Source organism: Hydrogenophaga crocea (genome assembly GCF_011388215.1).
Lineage (GTDB): Bacteria > Pseudomonadota > Gammaproteobacteria > Burkholderiales > Burkholderiaceae_C > Hydrogenophaga > Hydrogenophaga crocea.
Genome location: NZ_CP049989.1, coordinates 535,125 through 554,023 on the forward strand (window position 1 = coordinate 535,125; position 18,899 = coordinate 554,023).

General features: G+C 68.4%; 14 protein-coding genes and 1 pseudogene. 8 read left to right on the plus strand and 7 right to left on the minus strand.

The genetic code is table 11. The features are described 5' to 3' along the window. The first annotated feature begins 65 nt into the window (after positions 1 to 65). Complete coding sequence (locus G9Q37_RS02525; protein WP_166224115.1) at positions 66 to 449, plus strand: cupin domain-containing protein; 384 nt, start codon at positions 66 to 68, stop codon at positions 447 to 449. A gap of 109 nt (positions 450 to 558) precedes the next feature. Here the strand turns inward: G9Q37_RS02525 and G9Q37_RS02530 are convergent, their stop codons facing one another. Next, positions 559 to 2,283: a DEAD/DEAH box helicase gene (locus G9Q37_RS02530; RefSeq protein ID WP_166224117.1), complete on the minus strand. Its 1,725-nt coding sequence runs from the start codon at positions 2,281 to 2,283 to the stop codon at positions 559 to 561. 252 nt (positions 2,284 to 2,535) lie between these two features. On the opposite strand from G9Q37_RS02530, the gene ettA reads away from it, so the two are divergent. From ettA to G9Q37_RS02565, 7 genes are all read left to right on the plus strand, one after another. Then, positions 2,536 to 4,197, plus strand: coding sequence for an energy-dependent translational throttle protein EttA (ettA, locus tag G9Q37_RS02535; RefSeq protein ID WP_166224119.1), 1,662 nt, complete (start codon positions 2,536 to 2,538; stop codon positions 4,195 to 4,197). Continuing rightward, positions 4,194 to 4,739, plus strand: a complete 546-nt coding sequence (locus G9Q37_RS02540) for a DUF1415 domain-containing protein (RefSeq protein ID WP_166224121.1) — start codon at positions 4,194 to 4,196, stop codon at positions 4,737 to 4,739. The genes ettA and G9Q37_RS02540 overlap by 4 nt, the downstream gene beginning before the upstream one ends. Before the next feature lie 90 nt (positions 4,740 to 4,829). Then, on the plus strand, positions 4,830 to 6,911 hold the full coding sequence (locus G9Q37_RS02545; protein WP_166224123.1) for a DUF1631 family protein: 2,082 nt from the start codon (positions 4,830 to 4,832) through the stop codon (positions 6,909 to 6,911). A gap of 319 nt (positions 6,912 to 7,230) precedes the next feature. Continuing rightward, positions 7,231 to 8,163, plus strand: coding sequence for an SEL1-like repeat protein (locus G9Q37_RS02550; protein ID WP_166224126.1), 933 nt, complete (start codon positions 7,231 to 7,233; stop codon positions 8,161 to 8,163). A gap of 1 nt (position 8,164) precedes the next feature. Beyond that, positions 8,165 to 9,469 carry a hypothetical protein gene (locus tag G9Q37_RS02555; RefSeq protein WP_166224129.1) on the plus strand — a complete coding sequence of 435 codons (1,305 nt, stop codon included), beginning with the start codon at positions 8,165 to 8,167 and terminating at the stop codon, positions 9,467 to 9,469. A gap of 17 nt (positions 9,470 to 9,486) precedes the next feature. Next, on the plus strand, positions 9,487 to 11,748 hold the full coding sequence (locus G9Q37_RS02560; protein ID WP_277345028.1) for a type I secretion system permease/ATPase: 2,262 nt from the start codon (positions 9,487 to 9,489) through the stop codon (positions 11,746 to 11,748). Further along, on the plus strand, positions 11,748 to 13,190 hold the full coding sequence (locus tag G9Q37_RS02565) for an HlyD family type I secretion periplasmic adaptor subunit (RefSeq protein ID WP_166224132.1): 1,443 nt from the start codon (positions 11,748 to 11,750) through the stop codon (positions 13,188 to 13,190). The genes G9Q37_RS02560 and G9Q37_RS02565 overlap by 1 nt, the downstream gene beginning before the upstream one ends. A 13-nt stretch (positions 13,191 to 13,203) precedes the next feature. On the opposite strand, the gene G9Q37_RS02570 is transcribed toward G9Q37_RS02565, so the two are convergent. The 6 genes and pseudogenes from G9Q37_RS02570 to G9Q37_RS02590 form a co-directional block, all read right to left on the minus strand. Continuing rightward, positions 13,204 to 14,538, minus strand: a complete 1,335-nt coding sequence (locus G9Q37_RS02570) for a TAXI family TRAP transporter solute-binding subunit (RefSeq protein WP_166224134.1) — start codon at positions 14,536 to 14,538, stop codon at positions 13,204 to 13,206. Between the two features lie 60 nt (positions 14,539 to 14,598). Continuing rightward, a complete protein-coding gene (locus G9Q37_RS02575) occupies positions 14,599 to 16,161 on the minus strand; it encodes a methyl-accepting chemotaxis protein (protein ID WP_166224137.1) in 1,563 nt (520 codons plus the stop codon). 133 nt (positions 16,162 to 16,294) lie between these two features. Further along, entirely contained in the window at positions 16,295 to 16,582 is a 288-nt protein-coding gene (locus G9Q37_RS02580; RefSeq protein WP_166224140.1) for a copper-binding protein, read from the minus strand. A gap of 16 nt (positions 16,583 to 16,598) precedes the next feature. Then, a complete protein-coding gene (locus tag G9Q37_RS21810) occupies positions 16,599 to 17,027 on the minus strand; it encodes a DUF411 domain-containing protein (protein WP_240936611.1) in 429 nt (142 codons plus the stop codon). After that, positions 17,007 to 17,501 (minus strand): annotated as a pseudogene (locus G9Q37_RS21755) (cupredoxin domain-containing protein); the annotation flags it as partial. The pseudogene G9Q37_RS21755 and the gene G9Q37_RS21810, both read right to left, overlap by 21 nt. Positions 17,502 to 17,511: 10 nt before the next feature. After that, positions 17,512 to 18,897, minus strand: a complete 1,386-nt coding sequence (locus G9Q37_RS02590) for a multicopper oxidase family protein (RefSeq protein ID WP_166224146.1) — start codon at positions 18,895 to 18,897, stop codon at positions 17,512 to 17,514. Between the last annotated feature and the right edge of the window lie 2 nt (positions 18,898 to 18,899).

Consider the following 18,899-nt stretch of genomic DNA (forward strand, 5'->3'; position numbering starts at 1 on the left):
CCCGTGCCGGGAAACCTTGTCGGCGGCCCGGGTGGCGCGGCGCGGGATTCGGTTAGTGTCGGGGCATGAGCAGCTTAACCCGCGTCATCCTCTTCACCGACACCGACGGCCGCGCGCGCTTTCGCGAAGAGCGTCTGCCGCTCGACCAGGGCACGCCGGCGGCGCGCCTGTCGGCCCTGCAGCCGGCCACCGGCCTGCAACTGCGCGAGAGCCCGGTGGGTTTTCGCAGCGCCTTCCATTGCACCGAGAGCCCGCAGTGGCTGTTCGTGCTGCGCGGGCGCATGGAGATCGGCCTGCAGGATGGCAGCAGCCGGGTCTTCGGCCCGGGCGAGCATTTCTATTCCGCCGACACGCTGCCGGCCGGCGCCACCTTCGACCCCACCGTGCACGGCCACTGGAGCCGCCAGGTGGGCGACGAGCCGCTGGTGACGGCCTTTGTGAAGGGCTGAGCGACCCACGCAGCGTGGGGGCCGACACGATCCGGCGCCGGGCCGCCCCAAGCCGGATCAGCCCCCTCGGGGGGCAGCGACCCGCGCAGCGGCGGAGCGTGGGGGCGCTTCAGTTGTTTCCGATGCGGCCGAAGGAGGTGCGCAGCGGATCCACCGGACCATCGCCACGCGGGCCGCCGCCGCCGCCCTTGCCCTTTTTCTTGTGGCGGTTGCTCGTGCGCATGGCGTCGATGCCGGTGCGCAGCGGATCGGGCTGGCCGTTGGGGTTGGCCTGGCGCGGCTTGGGGTCGCGGATGCGCAGGCTGCCCAGGTGGGCGTTCGGGCCCGGCTGGCGCTCGTGGCCCTCTTCGCCCTCGAAGCGCGGCGGGCGATCGCCGCGCGGCGGGCGCTGGCGCTGCTGGCCGCCGCCGGCGTTGAAGTTCTGGCCATTGCCCTGGCCCTGGCCCTGCGGGCGCGGGCCCTTGGCCTTGTGGCGGTTCTGGCCGTTGCGGTTCTGGCCCTGACCCTGGCCGTTGCCTTCGCCCTGGCCGCGGCCCGGGCCTTCGTTGGACTTTTTCTCGCGGATGCGCTGCACCATCTCCTGGCGCGCGGCCTTGGCGGCCGCGGCCATCACCTCGCGGCTGGGCGGCTTGCCGGCGCCGCCCCAGAGGGTCTGGCGGCCCATGGCGATGGGCTCGGCCTTCTCGCCCGGTTCGGGCATGAACTCGGCGAACATCTCGACCGGGATCTGCTGCTTGGTGAAGCGCTCGATCTCCATCATGAAGCCCTCTTCGTCGAGGCTCACGAGGTTGACCGCCTGGCCTTCGCGGCCCGCGCGGCCGGTGCGGCCGATGCGGTGCACGTAGTCTTCGCAGATGTTGGGGATGTCGTAGTTGACGACGTGCGGCAACTCGTCGATGTCGATGCCGCGGGCGGCGATGTCGGTGGCCACGAGGGCGCGGATCTCGCCGCTCTTGAAGCCGGCCAGCGCCTGGGTGCGCGCACCCTGGCTCTTGTTGCCGTGCAGCGCCATGGCCGTGACGCCGTGCTTGTTGAGGTACTCGGCCACGTTGTTGGCGCCGAACTTGGTGCGCGTGAACACCAGCACCTGGCTCCAGTTGTGCAGCTGGATGATGTGCACCAGCAGCGCCTTCTTCTTGCCGCGGCCCACGGGGTGGATGACCTGGGTGATGCGCTGCACCGTGGTGTTGGGCGGCGTGACCTGGATGTGCTGCGGGTCCTTGAGCAGGCCGTTGGCGAGTTCGCGGATCTCGTCGCTGAAGGTGGCCGAGAACAGCAGGCTCTGCTTGCTCTGGGGCAGCAGGGCCAGCACCTTCTTCACGTCGTGGATGAAGCCCATGTCGAGCATGCGGTCGGCTTCGTCGAGCACCAGCATCTGCACGGTGGACAGGTCGAGGAAGCCCTGTTGCTGCAGGTCGAGCAGGCGGCCGGGCGTGGCGACCAGGATGTCGACGCCGCGCTTCATGGCGTTGATCTGGGGGTTCATGCCGACGCCGCCGAAGACCACGGCGGAGCTCAGGTCGACGTGCTTGCCGTAGACGCGCACCGACTCTTCGACCTGGGCCGCGAGTTCGCGCGTGGGCGTGAGCACCAGGGCCCGGATGCCGATGCCGCCGAAGCGGTTGGCGCCGCGCGGACCCTGCGAGAGGCGCTGCAGCATGGGCAGCGTGAAGGCGGCGGTCTTGCCGGTGCCGGTCTGCGCGCCGGCGAGCAGGTCGCGGCCCGCGAGCACGGCGGGGATGGCCTCGACCTGGATCGGGGTCGGGGTGTTGTAGCCGTGCTCCTGCACGGCTTGCACGATGGCCGGGGCCAGGTTCAGTTCTTCGAAATTCATTGTGTGAAGCGGCACCCTTCCTGGGTGCTGGGGGGCATCGGCCGCTCGGGGGTGCCGGTTGGGGCGCCGCCCCGCTCAGTCGGGGGCCGATGGATTTCCGGGGGATTGGGCGGCTTCCGCGCGGGAAGCGCGCCCCCAGCAGACAGCTGGTGCCGGGCCAACTGATGTGCCCAGACGGCCCGTATTGTGGCATGGGTCGATAATCCAGGGTTTTGCGCTGTGCCCGGCGCTGCAAATTCTTCACAGACCACCATGGCCCAATACGTCTTCACCATGAACCGGGTCGGCAAGATCGTGCCGCCCAAACGCCAGATCCTCAAGGACATCTCGCTGTCCTTCTTCCCCGGCGCCAAGATCGGCGTGCTCGGCCTCAACGGCTCGGGCAAGTCCACGCTGCTCAAGATCATGGCCGGCCTGGACAAGGAGATCGAGGGCGAGGCCACGCCCATGCCGGGCATCCGCATCGGCTACCTGCCGCAGGAGCCGCAGCTCAACCCCGAGCAAACCGTGCGTGAGGCCGTGGAAGACAGCATGGGCGAGGTGCGCGCCGCGCAGAAGCGCCTCGAAGAGGTGTACGCGGCCTACGCCGAGGAAAACGCCGACTTCGACGCGCTCGCGGCCGAGCAGGCCCAGCTCGAGGCCATCATCGCCACCGCCGGCACCGACTCCGAGCACCAGCTCGAGATCGCCGCCGACGCGCTGCGCCTGCCGACCTGGGACGCCAAGATCGGCCTGCTCTCCGGTGGCGAAAAGCGCCGCGTGGCGCTGTGCTGCATGCTGCTGTCCAAGCCCGACATGCTGCTGCTCGACGAACCCACCAACCACCTGGACGCCGAGTCGGTGGAGTGGCTCGAACACTTCCTGCAGCGCTTCTCGGGCACCGTGGTGGCCATCACCCACGACCGCTACTTCCTCGACAACGCGGCCGAGTGGATCCTCGAACTCGACCGCGGCCACGGCATTCCCTACAAGGGCAACTACTCGAGCTGGCTCGAGCAGAAAGAGGCCCGCCTGGAGCAGGAACAGCGCTCCGAAGACGCGCGCCGCAAGGCCATGAAGGAAGAACTCAAGTGGGTGCGCTCCAACGCCAAGGGCCGCCAGGCCAAGAGCAAGGCGCGCCTGGCCCGCTTCGAGGAACTCAGCGACGTCGAATACCAGAAGCGCAACGAGACCAACGAGATCTTCATCCCCGTGGCCGACCGCCTGGGCAACGAGGTGATCGAGTTCAAGGGCGTGAGCAAGAGCTACGGCGACCGCCTGCTGATCGACAACCTGAGCTTCTCGGTGCCCGCGGGCGCCATCGTGGGCATCATCGGCCCCAACGGCGCCGGCAAGTCCACGCTGTTCAAGCTCATCACCGGCAAGGAACAGCCCGACAGCGGTGAGGTCAAGATCGGCCAGACCGTGAAGATCGCCGCCGTCGACCAGAGCCGCGACGGCCTGGCCGGCGACAAGACCGTGTGGGAAGACATCTCGGGCGGCCTCGACATGATCACCGTGGGCAAGTTCCAGATGCCCAGCCGCGCCTACTGCGGCCGCTTCAACTTCTCGGGCGGCGACCAGCAGAAGCTGGTGAAGAACCTCTCGGGCGGTGAGCGCGGCCGCCTGCACCTGGCCAAGATGCTCAGCGAGGGCGGCAACGTGCTGCTGCTCGACGAACCCTCGAACGACCTCGACGTGGAAACCCTGCGTGCGCTCGAAGAGGCGCTGCTCGAGTTCGCGGGCTCGGCGCTGGTGGTCAGCCACGACCGCTGGTTCCTCGACCGCATCTGCACCCACATCCTGGCCGCCGAAGGCGACAGCCAGTGGTTCTTCTTCAACGGCAACTACCAGGAATACGAGGCCGACAAGAAGCAGCGCCTCGGTGAAGAGGGCGCCGCGCCCAAGCGCCCGCGCTTCAAGTCGCTCGCGTGAACGAAGCCGCCGTCATCGCCGCGACGCGGCACTGGGTGGAGAAGGCCGTCATCGGCCTCAACCTGTGCCCGTTCGCGCGCGCCGTGTGGGTGAAGAACCAGGTGCGCATCGTGGTGAGCCAGGCGCGCCACGTGGACGGCCTGCTCGACGACCTCGACCGCGAACTCGATCTGCTCGCCGCCACGCCGGCCGAGCAGATCGACACCACGCTGATCGTGCACCCCACGCTGTTCCCCGACTTCCTGGTCTTCAACGACTTTCTCGACATCGCCGACGAGGTGGTTGCCGAGCACGGGCTCGAGGGTGTGATCCAGGTCGCGGCCTTCCACCCCGACTGGCGTTTCGAGGGCACCGAGCCCGACGACATCACCAACGCCACCAACCGCGCGCCCTTCGCCACGCTGCACCTGCTGCGCGAAGACAGCGTGGCGCGGGCCGTGGCCACCGAGGGCGGCGACGCCGAGGCCATCGTGGCGCGCAACATCGAAACCCTGCGCCGCCTGGGTGCCGAAGGCTGGGCCAACCTTCTGCCGAAACCGTGAATTGATCGGCCAAAAGGGCCCGATCGATCCTTGTTGGGATACGGTGGCGGGTAGACAATGCGTCCGGCCCCACCGTCGCCCATCCGACTCATGCCCAACGCCCCGCTGCCGGTTTACGAGCAATGCCTGACCGAGGCGCTTGAAGCCTCCCGCCAATGGATCCCCGCCTGGCTCGACCGTCTCCAGGTCCAGCTGCGCGAGCGCGAGGCCATGGCCCCCAACTACCCCGAGCGCAATGCGCTGATCGACGCCTACACGCTGCTGCAGCGCCAGCGCGACAACGTGGCGCGGCACTGGCTGTCGGCACTGGCCGAAGAGCTCGAAGGGGTGTCGGGCGAGGCCGCGGGCCCGGTGCGCCGCACCTCGCTGAGCCTGGACGAGCTCGAGCTCATGGGCGACGACCAGGTGCAGGAGAAGGTCGAGACCGCGCGCGTGCAGCAGCTCGCGACCATGGCCGCCGAGGAGCACTTCAACGAATTCACGGCGCGGCTGTCCACGGCCCAGGGCCTGCGCGCGGTCAACGCCGACGCCAATCCGCTGCGCGTGTCGGTCTACATCGACACGCTCACGGGGGCCCTCAAGGCGCTGCAGATCGCGCCCGCCATGCGCGCGCGCTGGCTGCAGGTGGGCGCCAAGTCGCTCGGCGCAGCGCTGGCCGACATGTACGTGCGGCTCGACAGGATGCTGGCCGCGCGCGGCGTGCAGCCTGCGGGCTACAACGTGGTGACCTCGCCCGATTCGCGGGTCTTCCTCGACGAACAGCTCGAAGGCCCCGACCTGCTCGAAGAGCCGATGTCCGAGCGCGCGGCCCTGCTCACGCTCGACCACCTGCACCAGCTGCTGGTGGGCAGCGAAGAGGTGGGGGGCGACCAGGCCGCCGACGACGGCATGTCGCGCTCGATCGCGGCCGAGGTCGTCACGCTGCTCACGCAGCGCATCACCGGTGACCGCCGCCTGCTGCGGCCGGTGCGCTCGGCGCTGCGCGACATGTCGCCGGCGCTGCACGAGCTCGCGCGCGACAACCCGCGCTTCTTTGCCGACAAGAACAACCCGGCGCGCCGCCTGCTCGACAACGTCACGGCGCGTGGCCTGGCCTTCACCAGCGAGAAGGACGAAGGCTTCAGCAGCTTCCTGTCGGAGCTGCGCCAGATCGTCACCGAACTGCGCCGCCCCGGCGGCAAGCTCGAGGCGCGCTTCCCGGCGCAGCTCGAGCGGCTGCGCCGCTCGCAGGACGAATCGCTGCCGCGCGGCGAGCTCGAGGCGCGCGGCCGTGCCGTGCAGACGCTGGTGCGTGTGGAGCAGCGCAAGCTGCTGGCCGAGAAGGTGGCCGAAGAATTCCGCGCCCGGCCCGACTACCCCAAGGCGCCCGGTCCGGTGCGCCGCTTCCTCACCAGCGTGTGGGCGCAGGTGGTGGCCAAGGCGCGCATCGACGAGAGCGAGCAGCCGCCCATGCTGTCGGGCGATTCCACGGCCAAGCGCTACGTGGACATCCTGTCCGATCTGCTGTGGTCGAGCCAGCTCGCGCTCGCGAGCCAGAACCGGCCGCGCCTGGTGAAGGTGATCCCGCCGGTGCTGCGCACGCTGCGCGAAGGCCTGGATTCGATCGACTACCCGCGCGAGAAGGTCGAGGCCTTCTTCCAGACTCTCATGGGGCTGCACGAAGCGGCCTACAAGACGCAACGCAGCGAGCGCGCGGCGAGCGCGCTCGAGGCCCAGCCCGAGGCGCCGGTCGACCCCGACGCCAGCCGTCTCAACCCCGACGACGCCGAGCTGTGGATGCGCCACCAGGAGGCGCGCGAGACGAACTTCTACGACGACGCGCTGCCCGAGACCACGCAGCCGGCGTTCATGAACACCCTGCCCATGCAGCGCGACTGGTCCGAGATCAAGGCCGAGGTGGCGCTGCGCGACGCCTCGTCGCTCGCGGTGGGCAGCTGGTTCGACCTGGCGCAGGACGAACAGACGCTGCGCGTGCAGCTCACCTGGGCCAGCCCGCACGGCACGCTGTTCCTTTTCGGCACGGCCTCGGGGCGCTCGCTGTCGATGACGCGCCGCGGCGTGGACCGGCTGATCGAGACCCAGAAGCTGCGCGTGGTGGCCGACCACAGCGTGGTCGACGAGGCGCTCGACGCGGTGGCCGAGCAGGCGCTCAAGAACTCGGGGAAGCGCTGAGCGCCAGGGCGCCAGAGGGATGGGGCCGAGCGGCCCCGCACTCGATCTGTGGCCCTTGTGCCACAACCTCAATCCGCCATCAGCGCGGCAAATACGCGCGCAATTACCTGGGTTGGTAACCGCACCAACCGGTGAATTCAATGCCTTGCCGGGTATTGGCAGGCGGTTCAATGCCCGATTTGAACAATTGTCTCGAATCTGATGTATTCGTGACGGTTGTCGCTGCCCTTTTCCGGCCACGTTTGAATTGAGGGCAGGTCGCTACAGTTGCGGCTTCGGCGTTTACCGGAATCCTCCGGGACGCGATCGGGAGCGGAATGTGACAGAGGCCCAAGCAAGCGCCGCGATAACCGGCCGACGCAAGCGCCGGGGTTCCACCCTTGGGCTGGTTCTGCTGATGGCTGCCGGGCTGATCTGGTGGAACTGGCAGACGCTTTGCATTTGGGCCCATTTCGTGCATCCCTTTGCCAGTCCACGCGTGGTTTTTGATGCCGACAAGGCCGCCACCTTGAGCGCCGAACGCCGCGCCGAATTCGAGCGCGAATTGTTCAAGGAGGTGTACATGTGGAACACCTGGAGCCGCCGTTACAACGCCCCGGATGGGCTTGTTCAAAGGGAGGCGCGCTGGCGGGCCATGGCCGCAGAGGGCTTCGAGCTCGCCTATCTGAGTTTGACGGTGTTCGAGCCCAGCACCGTTCAGGTGCACAACCCCTTGCCCGCACTCAATCGGCTGCAAACCTTGGCGCGGCAAGGGGACGCCGGGGCCATGTGTCTGTTTTCCGCCATCAGCGTCATGTTGCCCACGCGCCCGGGCGTCGATTGGTCCAGGCTCAGGGCGCAGGCCAGAGACTGGATGCAGAAAGGGGCGTATCTCGGCCATCCGGACTGCTTCATCCAGCTGGGCGGGCGGTTGCGCACGGGCAACGATGGTTTTCGACAAGACGTGGCGCGGGGCACCGACCTGCTGATCAAGGCGCTTCGAGCGGGCTACCTGCGGGCGGCGGGTTCGTTCTGGAGCGACATCGACAGACAAGGCTTGGACAGCGCACGCAACCGGCGGCTGGTGTACTGCTGGGGTTACCAGATGGCCCAGTACGAATCCTCCGATGCCGACCTGTCGCTGAGGGTGTATCGAAACCAGGCGCCCCGCGAGCAGCAGGCCGCCCTGGACGACGAGAGAAACCAATTGCGTCGATGGCACCCTGCGCTCGACGAATGCATCGCGTTGAACAACGCAACCCCAGGAGAATAGTATGAACACTGGCCCTTCATTCCTGCCGGAAGTCAAGGCGCAATGGCGTGATCAATTGGAATTGTTGCAAAAGGCCAATGAGGTCGCGCAGAAGCAAGTAAATGATGTGCGAAACCAGTTGCCCAGGGGCGGTGCTACCGAAGCCCAATTCGAACAGGCCCAACTCGACCAGCTCGAAGCCGCGCAGAAATACAACAGCTTTCTCGAGCTCGACCGCCAATACATCCGCATGGCGATGGACGCCGAAACGCGCAATCAGCAGCGCAACCTGACGATCATGGAGCACATGCAACTGGCGACCACCCGGGAAACCATGTACGCGCTGTCGGCGGAATTCACCCAGTTCAAGACCGAAAGCCAGGCGTCCTTGCTGATGCTGTCCCCGGTCCAGGCCGGTGGCCACACCTATTACACCGACGGTCGCGTCGAATGGAACAACACCCTGACGGGCATGGCGGGGCAGGCCTGGGAGGGTTTGAAGGACCTCGCCGCCGGCACCAAGGACAGCTTGATCCGGGGGCCTTTCACACCGGCCGAAAACTACGCGATTTGCCAGTCGGCGCTGGGTGGCGTGTTGCCCGAACTGGTGGGCGTGATGATTCCCGCCCCGGGTGGCCGGCCGGGCAGCTTTCTCTGGGACGAAGCGCTGGGCCAGTCCCTCGGCGCAGCAGATCCGGCGGGCGATATGTGCCGCATCGTGTACCCCAAAGGCACCAGCCCACGCGACCTGTGGATCCAGGGTGGGGCCACCGAAGGCGGCGATGCCGCGGCAGGCGATGCTGCTGCGCAGTTCGTGCCGCTGTCGGTGTTGGATGCGACCGTCCTGAAGATGTTTGCCGATGTCCAGATGCAAGCGAAGTGGGATGCCATGGTTGACGCCGTGGCTGCCCTGACGGGGCAAGAGGGGCTGCCTCGCTGGGGCAGTCCCGAATCCTGGTCTCTGCCGCTGGACGGACTGGGGGTTGCAGATTCGGGTGAGGGCACATGGGACGCCGGGTCGGATGCGGAGTCGTTCGCCCCCGGCATCGCCGCCGACCAACTCTGGTACCGCCAAATGGCGGACGATGCCGCGTGGACCGCAGACGACAGCGGTGAGTCTTGGGACGATGAGCCCTGGCTCGACGATGCGGCCCTGGGCGTGGATGGCTTCGCAGCAGGCGGCGGGCAGCCGGTGTTTGGGGATCAGGTCGATGCCCTGGTGCAGGCGATGGTCGACTTCTCGCCGCGCACCGCGGCCCCGCAGGCGCTGGCGGTCACCCCTTACGCCTCGGTGCCGGCGCCCGTGCTGGCGTCGAACTGGACGTGAGTGGCGGTGTGACGTCGGTGGACGGTGACATTTGCGCGGAATCGCGGCCGCCCGAGGCGCGACAGCTGCCTCGTGGCCTGGCCGCCTTGTGTGCCGTGGCCCGCTTCCATCAGTGCCTCGCGGAGCCGGTGGCGCTGGCCCATCGCTTGGCTTTGCCTGCCGGTGGCGCCTGTACCCGCGATGATTTGCTGATCGCGGCGCAATCGCTGGGCCTCAAGGCCCGTTGGACACGCTGGACTGCCGCTCAATTGCACGAGATCCCGTTGCCGGCGGTGGTGTGCCTCAAGGCGGTCGACGGCGCGGATGCGCACGAGCGCCGCGTCGTACTGGCCAGGCAGCGCGGTGAGCGATTGCTGATTCAGGACTTCGACGGCCTGGTGAATGAAGTGCGCGGTGGTGGCGCGGAGGCGACCGCGGCGTCCAGGGCCGGCGTGCAAACGCTCGCGCGCGACGATTTCCTGCGGGTCTGGTCGGGCGACGCCCTGCTCGTCACCCGCCGCGCGGCCATGGCCCCGCGGGCTGAAGGCTTCGACTTCAGCTGGTTCATGCCCAGCCTCGTGAAGTACCGGCGGCTGTTGGGCGAAGTGCTGCTGATCAGCCTCGTGCTGCAGCTGTTCGCGCTCGTCAGTCCGCTGTTTTTCCAGGCCGTGATGGACAAGGTGCTGGTGCACCAAGGCAAGAGCACGCTCGATGTGCTGGTGTTCGGGCTGGTGGTCGTGGTGATGTTCGAGTCGGTGCTCGGCCTGATGCGCACCTATCTCTTCACCCACACCACGCAACGCATCGACGTGGAGCTGGGCGCCCGGCTGTACCGCCACCTCCTGTCGCTGCCGCTGTCGTACTTCGAGGCGCGCCGCGTCGGCGATTCGGTGGCGCGGGTAAGAGAGCTGGAGAGCCTGCGCGGCTTTCTCACGGGCCAGTGCCTCACCGCACTGCTCGACGTGGTGTTCTCGCTGGTCTTTGTGGCGGTGATGCTGGCCTACAGCCCCTTGCTGACACTCATCGTGCTGGCCAGCCTGCCCATGTACGCGGGCGTGATCACCTGGGCGACACCCGTGCTGCGGCGCCGGCTCGATCAGAAGTTCGCGCTGGGTGCGGAGAACCAGTCCATGCTGGTCGAATCCGTCACCGGCATCCAGACCGTGAAGGCTGCCGCGCTCGAACCCCAGTTCGAGCAGCGCTGGGACCGCCAGCTCGCTGCGTACGTGCTGGCGGCGTTTCGCTCGCAGATGGCGGCCAGCACGGCGCAGGAGTCGGTGGGCCTGATCGGCAAGCTGGTGCAGGCGGCCACGCTGTGGTGGGGTTCGCACCTGGTCATGCAAGGGCAGCTCACGGTCGGTCAATTCGTGGCCTTCAACATGTTCGCCGGGCGTGTGTCGCAGCCAGTGATGCGCCTGGCCCAGTTGTGGATGGATGTGCAACAGGCCGGTGTGTCCATGCGTCGCCTGGCCGACGTGCTCGATGCCAAGCCCGATATGGGCTCGGCGCCGCAGCGCCAGCGCGCGACCTTGCCCCGAGTGGTGGGCGCCATCGCATTCAAGGACGTGCGGTTTCGTTACCGCGACCAAGCGCGGCCAGTGCTTGATGGCCTGAGCCTGGAGATCCAGGCGGGTGAAGTGGTGGGCATCGTGGGTCGCTCGGGCTCGGGCAAAAGCACGCTGACCAAGCTCGTGCAATGCCTGTACCGACCCGAGGCCGGACAGGTGCTCGTCGACGGCGTGGACATCGGCACCGTCGATGTGGCGCAGCTGCGCCGCCACATTGGCGTGGTGCTGCAGGACAACCTGCTGTTCAACGCCAGCGTTCGCGACAACATCGCCGTGGCCGACCCAGGCGTTGGGCTGGACGAGGTGATTCGCGCGGCCCGCCTTGCGGGCGCGCACGGGTTCATCAGTGAATGGCCCGAGGGCTACGACACGGTGGTGAGCGAGCAGGGCAGCAGCCTGAGCGGCGGACAGCGCCAGCGCATTGCGATCGCACGGGCGCTCTTCAGCCAGCCGCGCATTCTCATTTTCGACGAGGCCACCAGCGCGCTCGACTACGAAAGCGAGGCTGCCCTGCAGCGCAACATGGCAGCGATTTGTCAGGGCCGCACGGTGCTCATCGTGGCCCATCGGCTCAGCGCCGTGCGGCAGGCCCATCGCATTCTGGTGATGGACCAGGGGCGCCTCGTGGAGGCCGGTTCGCACGACGAGCTCGTGCGCCGGCCAGCCGGGCTCTACGCCCGCCTGTGGGGCCTGCAGGCGTCGGCCGTGCCCACGGCACAGGCCGTCGCCTGATGGCGCGGCGGTCATCGGGGTGGGCCCACCATCTGCGAGCCCTGCGCACCGCCTGGGCGCGCCGCTTTGACGGCGAACCCGCCCACGGATCGCCGCAAGCGCTGGCCTTTCTGCCGGCCCGGCTCAGCGTGCAGGAATCGCCGCCCCATCCGCTGCCCTTGTGGACGGCGCGCGCACTCATGGGCTTGTTCGCCGTGGTACTGGCCTGGTCCTGGTTCGGGCAGGTCGACATCGTCGCGGTGGCCACCGGCCGGGTCATTGTGAGTGAGCGCAGCCACGGCATCCAACCGCGGGAGGACGGGCTGGTTCACCGCGTGTGGGTGCGCGACGGCGACCGCGTGCAGGCGGGGCAACTGCTCCTTGAACTCGATGCCACCGATGCCCGGGCCGACGGTGCCCGTGTGCAGGAGGCGTGGTGCGCCGCGAGCAGCGAGGCCTGGCGCACGGGGATTCTGCTGCGCGCTTTGGAACGGGGCCGACTGCCCGATCGGGAGGTCTTGCAGGAGCCGCTGCCTGCGCCTGCGCAGCACCTGGTCTGGACGCCGGCCGACGCGCGCCGGGCCACCGCGCAGCTGCGGGCCGAATGGGCCGACATCCAGGGTCGCCTCACGCGCGCCCGCGCCGACGCGGAGCAGCGCCGCAGCGAGGGCGAGACAGCGCATGCCTTGCTCGACAAACTCCAGGCCACGCTGCCCATGGCCCGCCAGCGCGAGTCCGACTACCGGTTGCTGGTCGAGAAGGGATTCATCTCGGGCCATGCCACCCAGGACCGCACGCGTGAGCGCGTTGAACTGGAGCGCGACCTGGCGACACAGCAGGCGCGGTGGCGCGAACTGCAGTTGGCGCAGACGCATGCCCTGCAGACGCTGGATGCGATGAAGGCCGATATCCGCCGCGGACTCATCGAGCGCGAGGCCCAGGCGCGCACGCAACGCGAGCAACTGCAGGCCGAGGCCATGAAGGTCGGACAACGCCAACGCCTGACCGAGCTGCGATCCCCGGTGAACGGCACGGTGCAGCAGTTGTCGGTGCACAACGGCGGCGCTGTCGTGGCTGGCGGCCAGTCGCTGATGGTCGTGGTGCCCGAGGCCGACCGGGTGACTGCGCAGGTGAGCATCGCCAACCAGGACATGGGCTTCGTCCGGCCAGGTCAGGACGTCACGGTGAAGCTGGAGGCGTTTCCGTTCACGCGCCATGGCACCTTGCCCGCGACGGTGTCGGTATTGGGCGCCGACGCCGCGGTCGACGAGCGCACCGGCCAGGCCTCGTACCCGGCCTACCTCAAACTGGGCCGATCGAGCCTGATGGCCGATGGGCGCGAGGTGCCGATCACCCCCGGCATGAATCTGGTCGCCGAAATCAAGACCGGTCGCCGCCGGCTGATCGATTACCTGCTCAGCCCCGTTCAGACCCTGGCCGACGAAAGCCTGCGAGAGCGCTGAACGCGAGCGGGCCTCACGCCGGCTGTGCCTTGCGCAAGAGCTTCTTGCGCACCAGGTGGATGTTGTTGCGCAGCGCGTAGAGCTCGTCGGTGTACGACAGCGGCACCACCACCTTCTCGACCTTGCCCTCCATGGCGTCGAGCTGCTCGAGCAGCGCATCGGGCGTGGCCGCGCCGCTTTCGGCGCGCTGTTCGATGTCGCGCAGCTCGGCGTACCAGCGGAACACGCGCGAGCGGATGCGGAAGCTGTAGAGCGGCGGCACGATGCGCGACAGCGGCAGCGCGAGCGCGAGGATCAGGCCCAGCGCCAGCCACATGCGTTCCACCACATTGGCCAGCCAGAACGGCAGGTAGCGCTGCAGGAAGGGCAGGCCGCCCTTCAACGCGCGCTCGGCCTCGGGCGCCACGGGCAGTTCGCTGTGCGCCACGTTGGGGTACTCGCGCGCGCGGTTGAACCAGCCCGCACCGCCATGCAGTTCAACCGCCGTCTGTGCGAACAGCTGCAGCACCGCCGGGTGCGTGCCCGAGCGCGCGAGCAGGCTGGTGGTTGAGGCTACCAGGCGCACGTTGCGCGGCGGCAGGTTCTTGGCCAGGTCCACCATGCCCTGCGGCATGGTCACGGGCGTGAGGTAGCCGAAGCGGCGCGAATACGCCTCGGCCTGGGCGAAGTCGAGCAGCTTCACGCCCGGCGTCTGCAGCAGCATCTGCACGATCAGCGATTCGGGCGCCGAGGCGAACACCAGGGCGTCGAGCTTGCCGTCGAGGAAGGCCACGGTGGCCGGTGTCTGTTCGAGCTGGCTGAGCACGATGTCGCGCGGCGAGACGCGGTTGACCTCGAGCAGGGTGTTGAACAGGCGCGGCACGCCGCTGCCCGGCGTGCCCACGTTGACGCGCCAGCGCGCGAGATCGGCGAGGTTGGTGAGCGTGGCGCTCTTGTTGAGACGGCGCGCCGCGTCTTCGCGGTAGAACAGCCACAGCGGCTCCACGAACAGGCTGCCCAGCGAGACGATGCCGTCCTCGTCGTCGTAGCCGATGTCGGCGGTGCCACCCTGCACGAAGCCGAGGTCGACCTCTTCGCGGCGCAGCATCTCGAGGTTCTGCGCCGAGCCCTGGGTGCGCACCAGTTCCACCGTGATGCCGTTGCGCTTGAGCGCCTCGGCATAGCGCTTGCCGAAGGTGTCGTAGGCGCTTTGTTCGGGGCCGGTGGCCAGCACCACGCGCTTGGGCGGGTTGGGGTTGAGCCACCACCAGGTGAAGGCCAGCAGCGCGATCGTGATGAGCACGATCGGGCTGCCCGAGAGCAGCATCTCCTTGAGCGAGATCAGGGTGTAGCGCAGCGTCTTGGGCATGGTGCCCGCGAACATAGCACGGGCCTGCCCGGGCCCGCGTGGCTGACGCGTTGCCGGGTGTTACCGCAGCTTGAAGATCTGCACCGCCTCGTGCATCACCTGCGCCTGGGTCTGCAGCGAACTTGCGGCGGCCGCGAGCTGTTCGACCATGGCGGAGTTCTGCTGCGTCACCGAGTCGAGCTGGCCCACGGCCTGGTTGATCTGCGCGATGCCGCTCGATTGTTCCTGCGTGGCGTGGGTGATGTCGCCGATCAGCGCATTGACCTGCTCGACCGCGCCCACCACGCTGGCCATGGTCTGGCCGGTGCTGTGCACGAGCTCGCTGCCCCGCTGCACGCGGCCGGAGGACTCGTCGATCAGCGTCTTGATCTCCTTGGCGGCGTCGAGCGTGCGCTGCGCCAGGCTGCGCACTTCGGCGGCCACGACGGCGAAGCCGCGGCCCTGCTCACCGGCGCGCGCGGCTTCCACCGCGGCGTTGAGCGCGAGGATGTTGGTCTGGAAGGAAATGCCGTCGATGACCTGGATGATTTCGCCGATGCGGGCCGAGCTGCGGCTGATCTCGTCCATGGTGTGGACGACCTCGCCCATGGCGGCATTGCCTTCGCGCGCCACGGTCGCGGCGCGCTCGGCGAGCCGCGCGGCTTCGCCCGCGGTGCCCGCGCTTTGCGCCACGGTGCTGTTCATCTGGTCCATGGAGGCGGCGGTTTCCTCGAGGTTGCTGGCCTGGGCCTCGGTGCGCGAGGACAGGTCGTGGTTGCCGCTGGCGATCTCCTGGCTCGCCACCTGCACGCCCTCGACCTCGTGGCGCACGTCGGCCACCACCGCCTGCAGGTTCACATTGAGCTGGTTGAGCGCCTTGGCGAGTTCGCCGAACTCCACCGCGCCGCGTGCCTCGAGGCGCGCCGTCAGGTCGCCCGCGGCCATGGTGTTGGCGAAGCGGATCGCGCCTTCGAGCGGCTTGAGCGTCTGGCGCCGCAGCAGCCAGGCCGCGAACAGCGCCGCACCTACCAGGGGCACGCCCATGGCCAGGTGGGCCTCGGTGCCCAGGCGTGCGCCGGTCTCGCCGATCACCAGCCCGGCGATGGCCAGTCCCACGCTGGTGAGCGTGATGCTGCGGCCCAGCGTGAGCCGCGTGGCGCGTTGCAGCGCGCCGCGCCAGCCCGCCATTTGCACCTGGCCGCGGTGCAGCCGGATGCGGTTCTGGCCCGACTCGCGCTCGGCGCGCATGCGTGCGTAGAGCTGCTCGGCGCCCTGCACCTGCTCGCGGGTGGGTTTGGTGCGCACCGACATGTAGCCCACCGGCTGGCCATTGCTCATGATGGGCGTGGCGTTGGCCATCACCCAGTAGTGGTCGCCGTTCTTGCGCCGGTTTTTCACCAGCGCCGACCAGGGCGAGCCGCTCTTGAGCGTTTCCCACATGTCGCGGAAGGCCTCGGGCGGCATGTCGGGGTGGCGCACCAGGTTGTGCGGCTGCCCGATGAGCTCTTCCCGGCTGTAACCGCTGACCGCGATGAAGGCCGGGTTGCAGTAGGTGATGTGGCTTTGCAGGTCGGTGGTCGACACCAGGGTGACGCCGTCGGGGATGACGAACTCCTGGTGGGTCACGGGCAGGTTGACTCGCATGGCTGATCCTTCTTCTCATGAAGCGATCACCTGACCGCTCCGTATCGGAAGTATCGGCAGCCCTTTGCGCAAATGAAGCGGCAATTTGCAGGATTTGCGCCGGGCAAAACAACTCAATGGCTTTTGATCCAGATCAAGGCTTTTTCTCCAATTTAAGGATGGTGTAAGCCCCATTGCGTTGCTCGGCGGTGAAGCGCACCTGGTCGCCCGCTTTCAGAGGGGTGAGCAGCGCGGGGTCGCTCACCTTGAAGACCATGGTCATGGGCGGCATGTCGAGGTTTTTGATTTCGCCGTGTTTGAGCGTGATTTCCTGTCCGGCGGTATTCACGCGGCGCACCTCGGCGTCGGTGAAAGGCAGATCGGCCGCCAATGCCGCGGCGCTCCAGAGGGCCAATGCCAGAGGGATCATTCGGTGTTTCATGTGGGGAATTCCTGATTCAGCGGAAATAGGATTGGAAAACGCGGGCGTTGCCGTCGCGCAGCACCAGCAGCACGTCGTGGGGGTCTTTGCGGTTGCCATAGACCGCGCCGTCCATGCCCGGGCTGCCCACGGGCATGCCGGGCACCGCCAGGCCGATGGCCTGGGGTTTTTCGGCCAGCAGGCGGCGGATCTCGCGCGCGGGCACGTGGCCCTCGATCACGTAGCCGCCCACCAGGGCCGTGTGGCACGAGCCGTGGCGCTCGGGCATTTGCAGGCGCCGGCGCATGGCGGTGTTGCCGGTGTCGAAGGTCTGCACTGCAAAGCCGTCGGCCTTGAGGTGCTCGACCCAGTCGTGGCAGCAGCCGCAGTTGGGGTCTTTCCAGACCTGCACCACGGGCTGGGCCGCGGCCTGGCCCGCGGCCTTCACGCGCAGGGTGCCGCGCATGCCGGCCTCGAAATGGCCCGCGATCAGGCAGGCGAACTCGAAGTCGCCCGCGCGGTTGAAGTGCCACACCAGCTCGCCCTGTTTGCCGGGCGGCACGTGGGCCATGTAGGGCTCCTCGTGCTGCATGCCCGGGTGCTTCTTCATGAGCTCGGCATGGGCCGCGAGCTCTTCGCGCGTGCCGAGCACGATCTCGTGCATCACCGCGCCCGCGTTCACCGCGCGGATGCGCAGGGTCTCGCCCTGGCGCACCTCGATGTGGCTGGGCGAGAGCTTCATGTCGTCGGTCATGCGCACGGTCACCGTGCGGCGCACGTCCTTGGCATCGCCGGCGATGCCCCAGGGCTTCTGCTCTTTCACCACCGCGGCCGCGCCGCCGTGGTGCGGCGCGTTGCCGTGGGCCCGCGCGGCGGGCAGGGCCAGAGCCAGCGGCAGCAGGGCCGGCAGCGTGATCAGGGTTCTGCGTCGGTTGTTCATGGGGGGCCTTTCAATGGTGGGCATGGCCGCCGGCGGGCTTGCGCGCGCTGGCATCGGCCGGGTTCGGGTTGGGCGCGGCGCGCGGGGCCGCGGGCGCGCCGGTGGTGTCGACCAGCCGGGCCTGCGTGCCCGGCGGCTGGGCGTAGGGACCGGGGTCGCTGTAGTCGCCGGGCTTCTGGTCGGCGCGCACCTTGAACACGGTGAACATGCCGCCCATCTCGATCGGGCCGTAGGGCCCGGTGCCGGTCATCATGGGGAAGGTGTTGGCGGGCAGCTCCATCTGCATCTCGCCCATGTCGGCCATGCCGCGCTCGCCCATCACCATGTAGTCGGGCGCCGCCTTTTGCAGCGGCTTCACCAGCCCGCGGTGGTCCACGCCGATCATCGTGGGGACGCCGTGGCCCATGGCACCCATGGTGTGGTGGCTCTTGTGGCAGTGCATGGCCCAGTCGCCGGGTTCGTCGGCGACGAACTCGATCTGCCGCATCTGGCCCACGGCCACGTCGGTCGTCACCTCGGGCCAGCGCGAGCCGCGGGGCGTGGGGCCGCCGTCGGTGCCGGTCACCTCGAACTCCACGCCGTGCAGGTGGATGGGGTGGTTGGTCATGGTGAGGTTGCCCACGCGCACGCGCACGCGCTCGCCCAGGCGCGCCACCAGCGGGCTGATGCCGGGGAATGCGCGGCTGTTCCAGCACCAGATGTTGTGCTCGAGCATGGTGTTGACCTGGGGCGTTCGGCTGCCGGGCGTGACGTCGAAGGCGTTGAGCAGGAAGCAGTAGTCGCGCTGCACGTCCTCGATCAGCGGGTGTTTGCCCTTGGGGTGCGTGACCCAGAAACCCATCATGCCCATGGCCATCTGCACCATCTCGTCGGCGTGCGGGTGGTACATGAAGGTGCCCGGCCGGCGCGCCACGAACTCGTAGACGAAGGTCTTCCCCACGGGGATCTGCGGCTGGTTGAGACCGCCCACGCCGTCCATGCCGTTGGGCAGGCGCTGGCCGTGCCAGTGGATGGTGGTGTGCTCGGGCAGGCGGTTGGTGACGTAGATCCGCACGCGATCGCCCTCGACCACCTCGATCGTGGGGCCGGGGCTCTGGCCGTTGTAGCCCCACAGGTTCACGTGGAAGCCCGGGGCGACCTCGCGCACCACGGGCTCGGCCACCAGGTGGAATTCCTTGACGCCGTTGTTCATGCGCCAGGGCAGGGTCCAGCCGTTGAGCGTGACCACGGGGTTGTAGGGCCGGCCCGCGCCCGTGACGCCCGGTGGCGTCCAGGGCGCGGCGGTGTCGGCCGAGGTCTGCTGCACGGCCTCGGGCAGGGCGGCCAGGGCCACGCGGCCCACGCTGGCGGCGGCCACCGCGGTGGCCGCGCCGGTGAAGAAGTGTCGGCGTTGCATGT

Excerpts from the sequence above, each read along its gene's own strand:
- G9Q37_RS02570 (WP_166224134.1), bottom strand. The coding sequence starts at position 14,538 with ATGCCCAAGACGCTGCGCTACACCCTGATCTCGCTCAAGGAGATGCTG.
- ettA (WP_166224119.1), top strand. The coding sequence starts at position 2,536 with ATGGCCCAATACGTCTTCACCATGAACCGGGTCGGCAAGATCGTGCCG.
- G9Q37_RS02555 (WP_166224129.1), top strand. The coding sequence starts at position 8,165 with ATGAACACTGGCCCTTCATTCCTGCCGGAAGTCAAGGCGCAATGGCGT.
- G9Q37_RS21810 (WP_240936611.1), bottom strand. The coding sequence starts at position 17,027 with ATGCGCGGCACCCTGCGCGTGAAGGCCGCGGGCCAGGCCGCGGCCCAG.
- G9Q37_RS02545 (WP_166224123.1), top strand. The coding sequence starts at position 4,830 with ATGCCCAACGCCCCGCTGCCGGTTTACGAGCAATGCCTGACCGAGGCG.
- G9Q37_RS02575 (WP_166224137.1), bottom strand. The coding sequence starts at position 16,161 with ATGCGAGTCAACCTGCCCGTGACCCACCAGGAGTTCGTCATCCCCGAC.
- G9Q37_RS02590 (WP_166224146.1), bottom strand. The coding sequence starts at position 18,897 with ATGCAACGCCGACACTTCTTCACCGGCGCGGCCACCGCGGTGGCCGCC.
- G9Q37_RS02565 (WP_166224132.1), top strand. The coding sequence starts at position 11,748 with ATGGCGCGGCGGTCATCGGGGTGGGCCCACCATCTGCGAGCCCTGCGC.
- G9Q37_RS02530 (WP_166224117.1), bottom strand. The coding sequence starts at position 2,283 with ATGAATTTCGAAGAACTGAACCTGGCCCCGGCCATCGTGCAAGCCGTG.
- G9Q37_RS02580 (WP_166224140.1), bottom strand. The coding sequence starts at position 16,582 with ATGAAACACCGAATGATCCCTCTGGCATTGGCCCTCTGGAGCGCCGCG.
- G9Q37_RS02525 (WP_166224115.1), top strand. The coding sequence starts at position 66 with ATGAGCAGCTTAACCCGCGTCATCCTCTTCACCGACACCGACGGCCGC.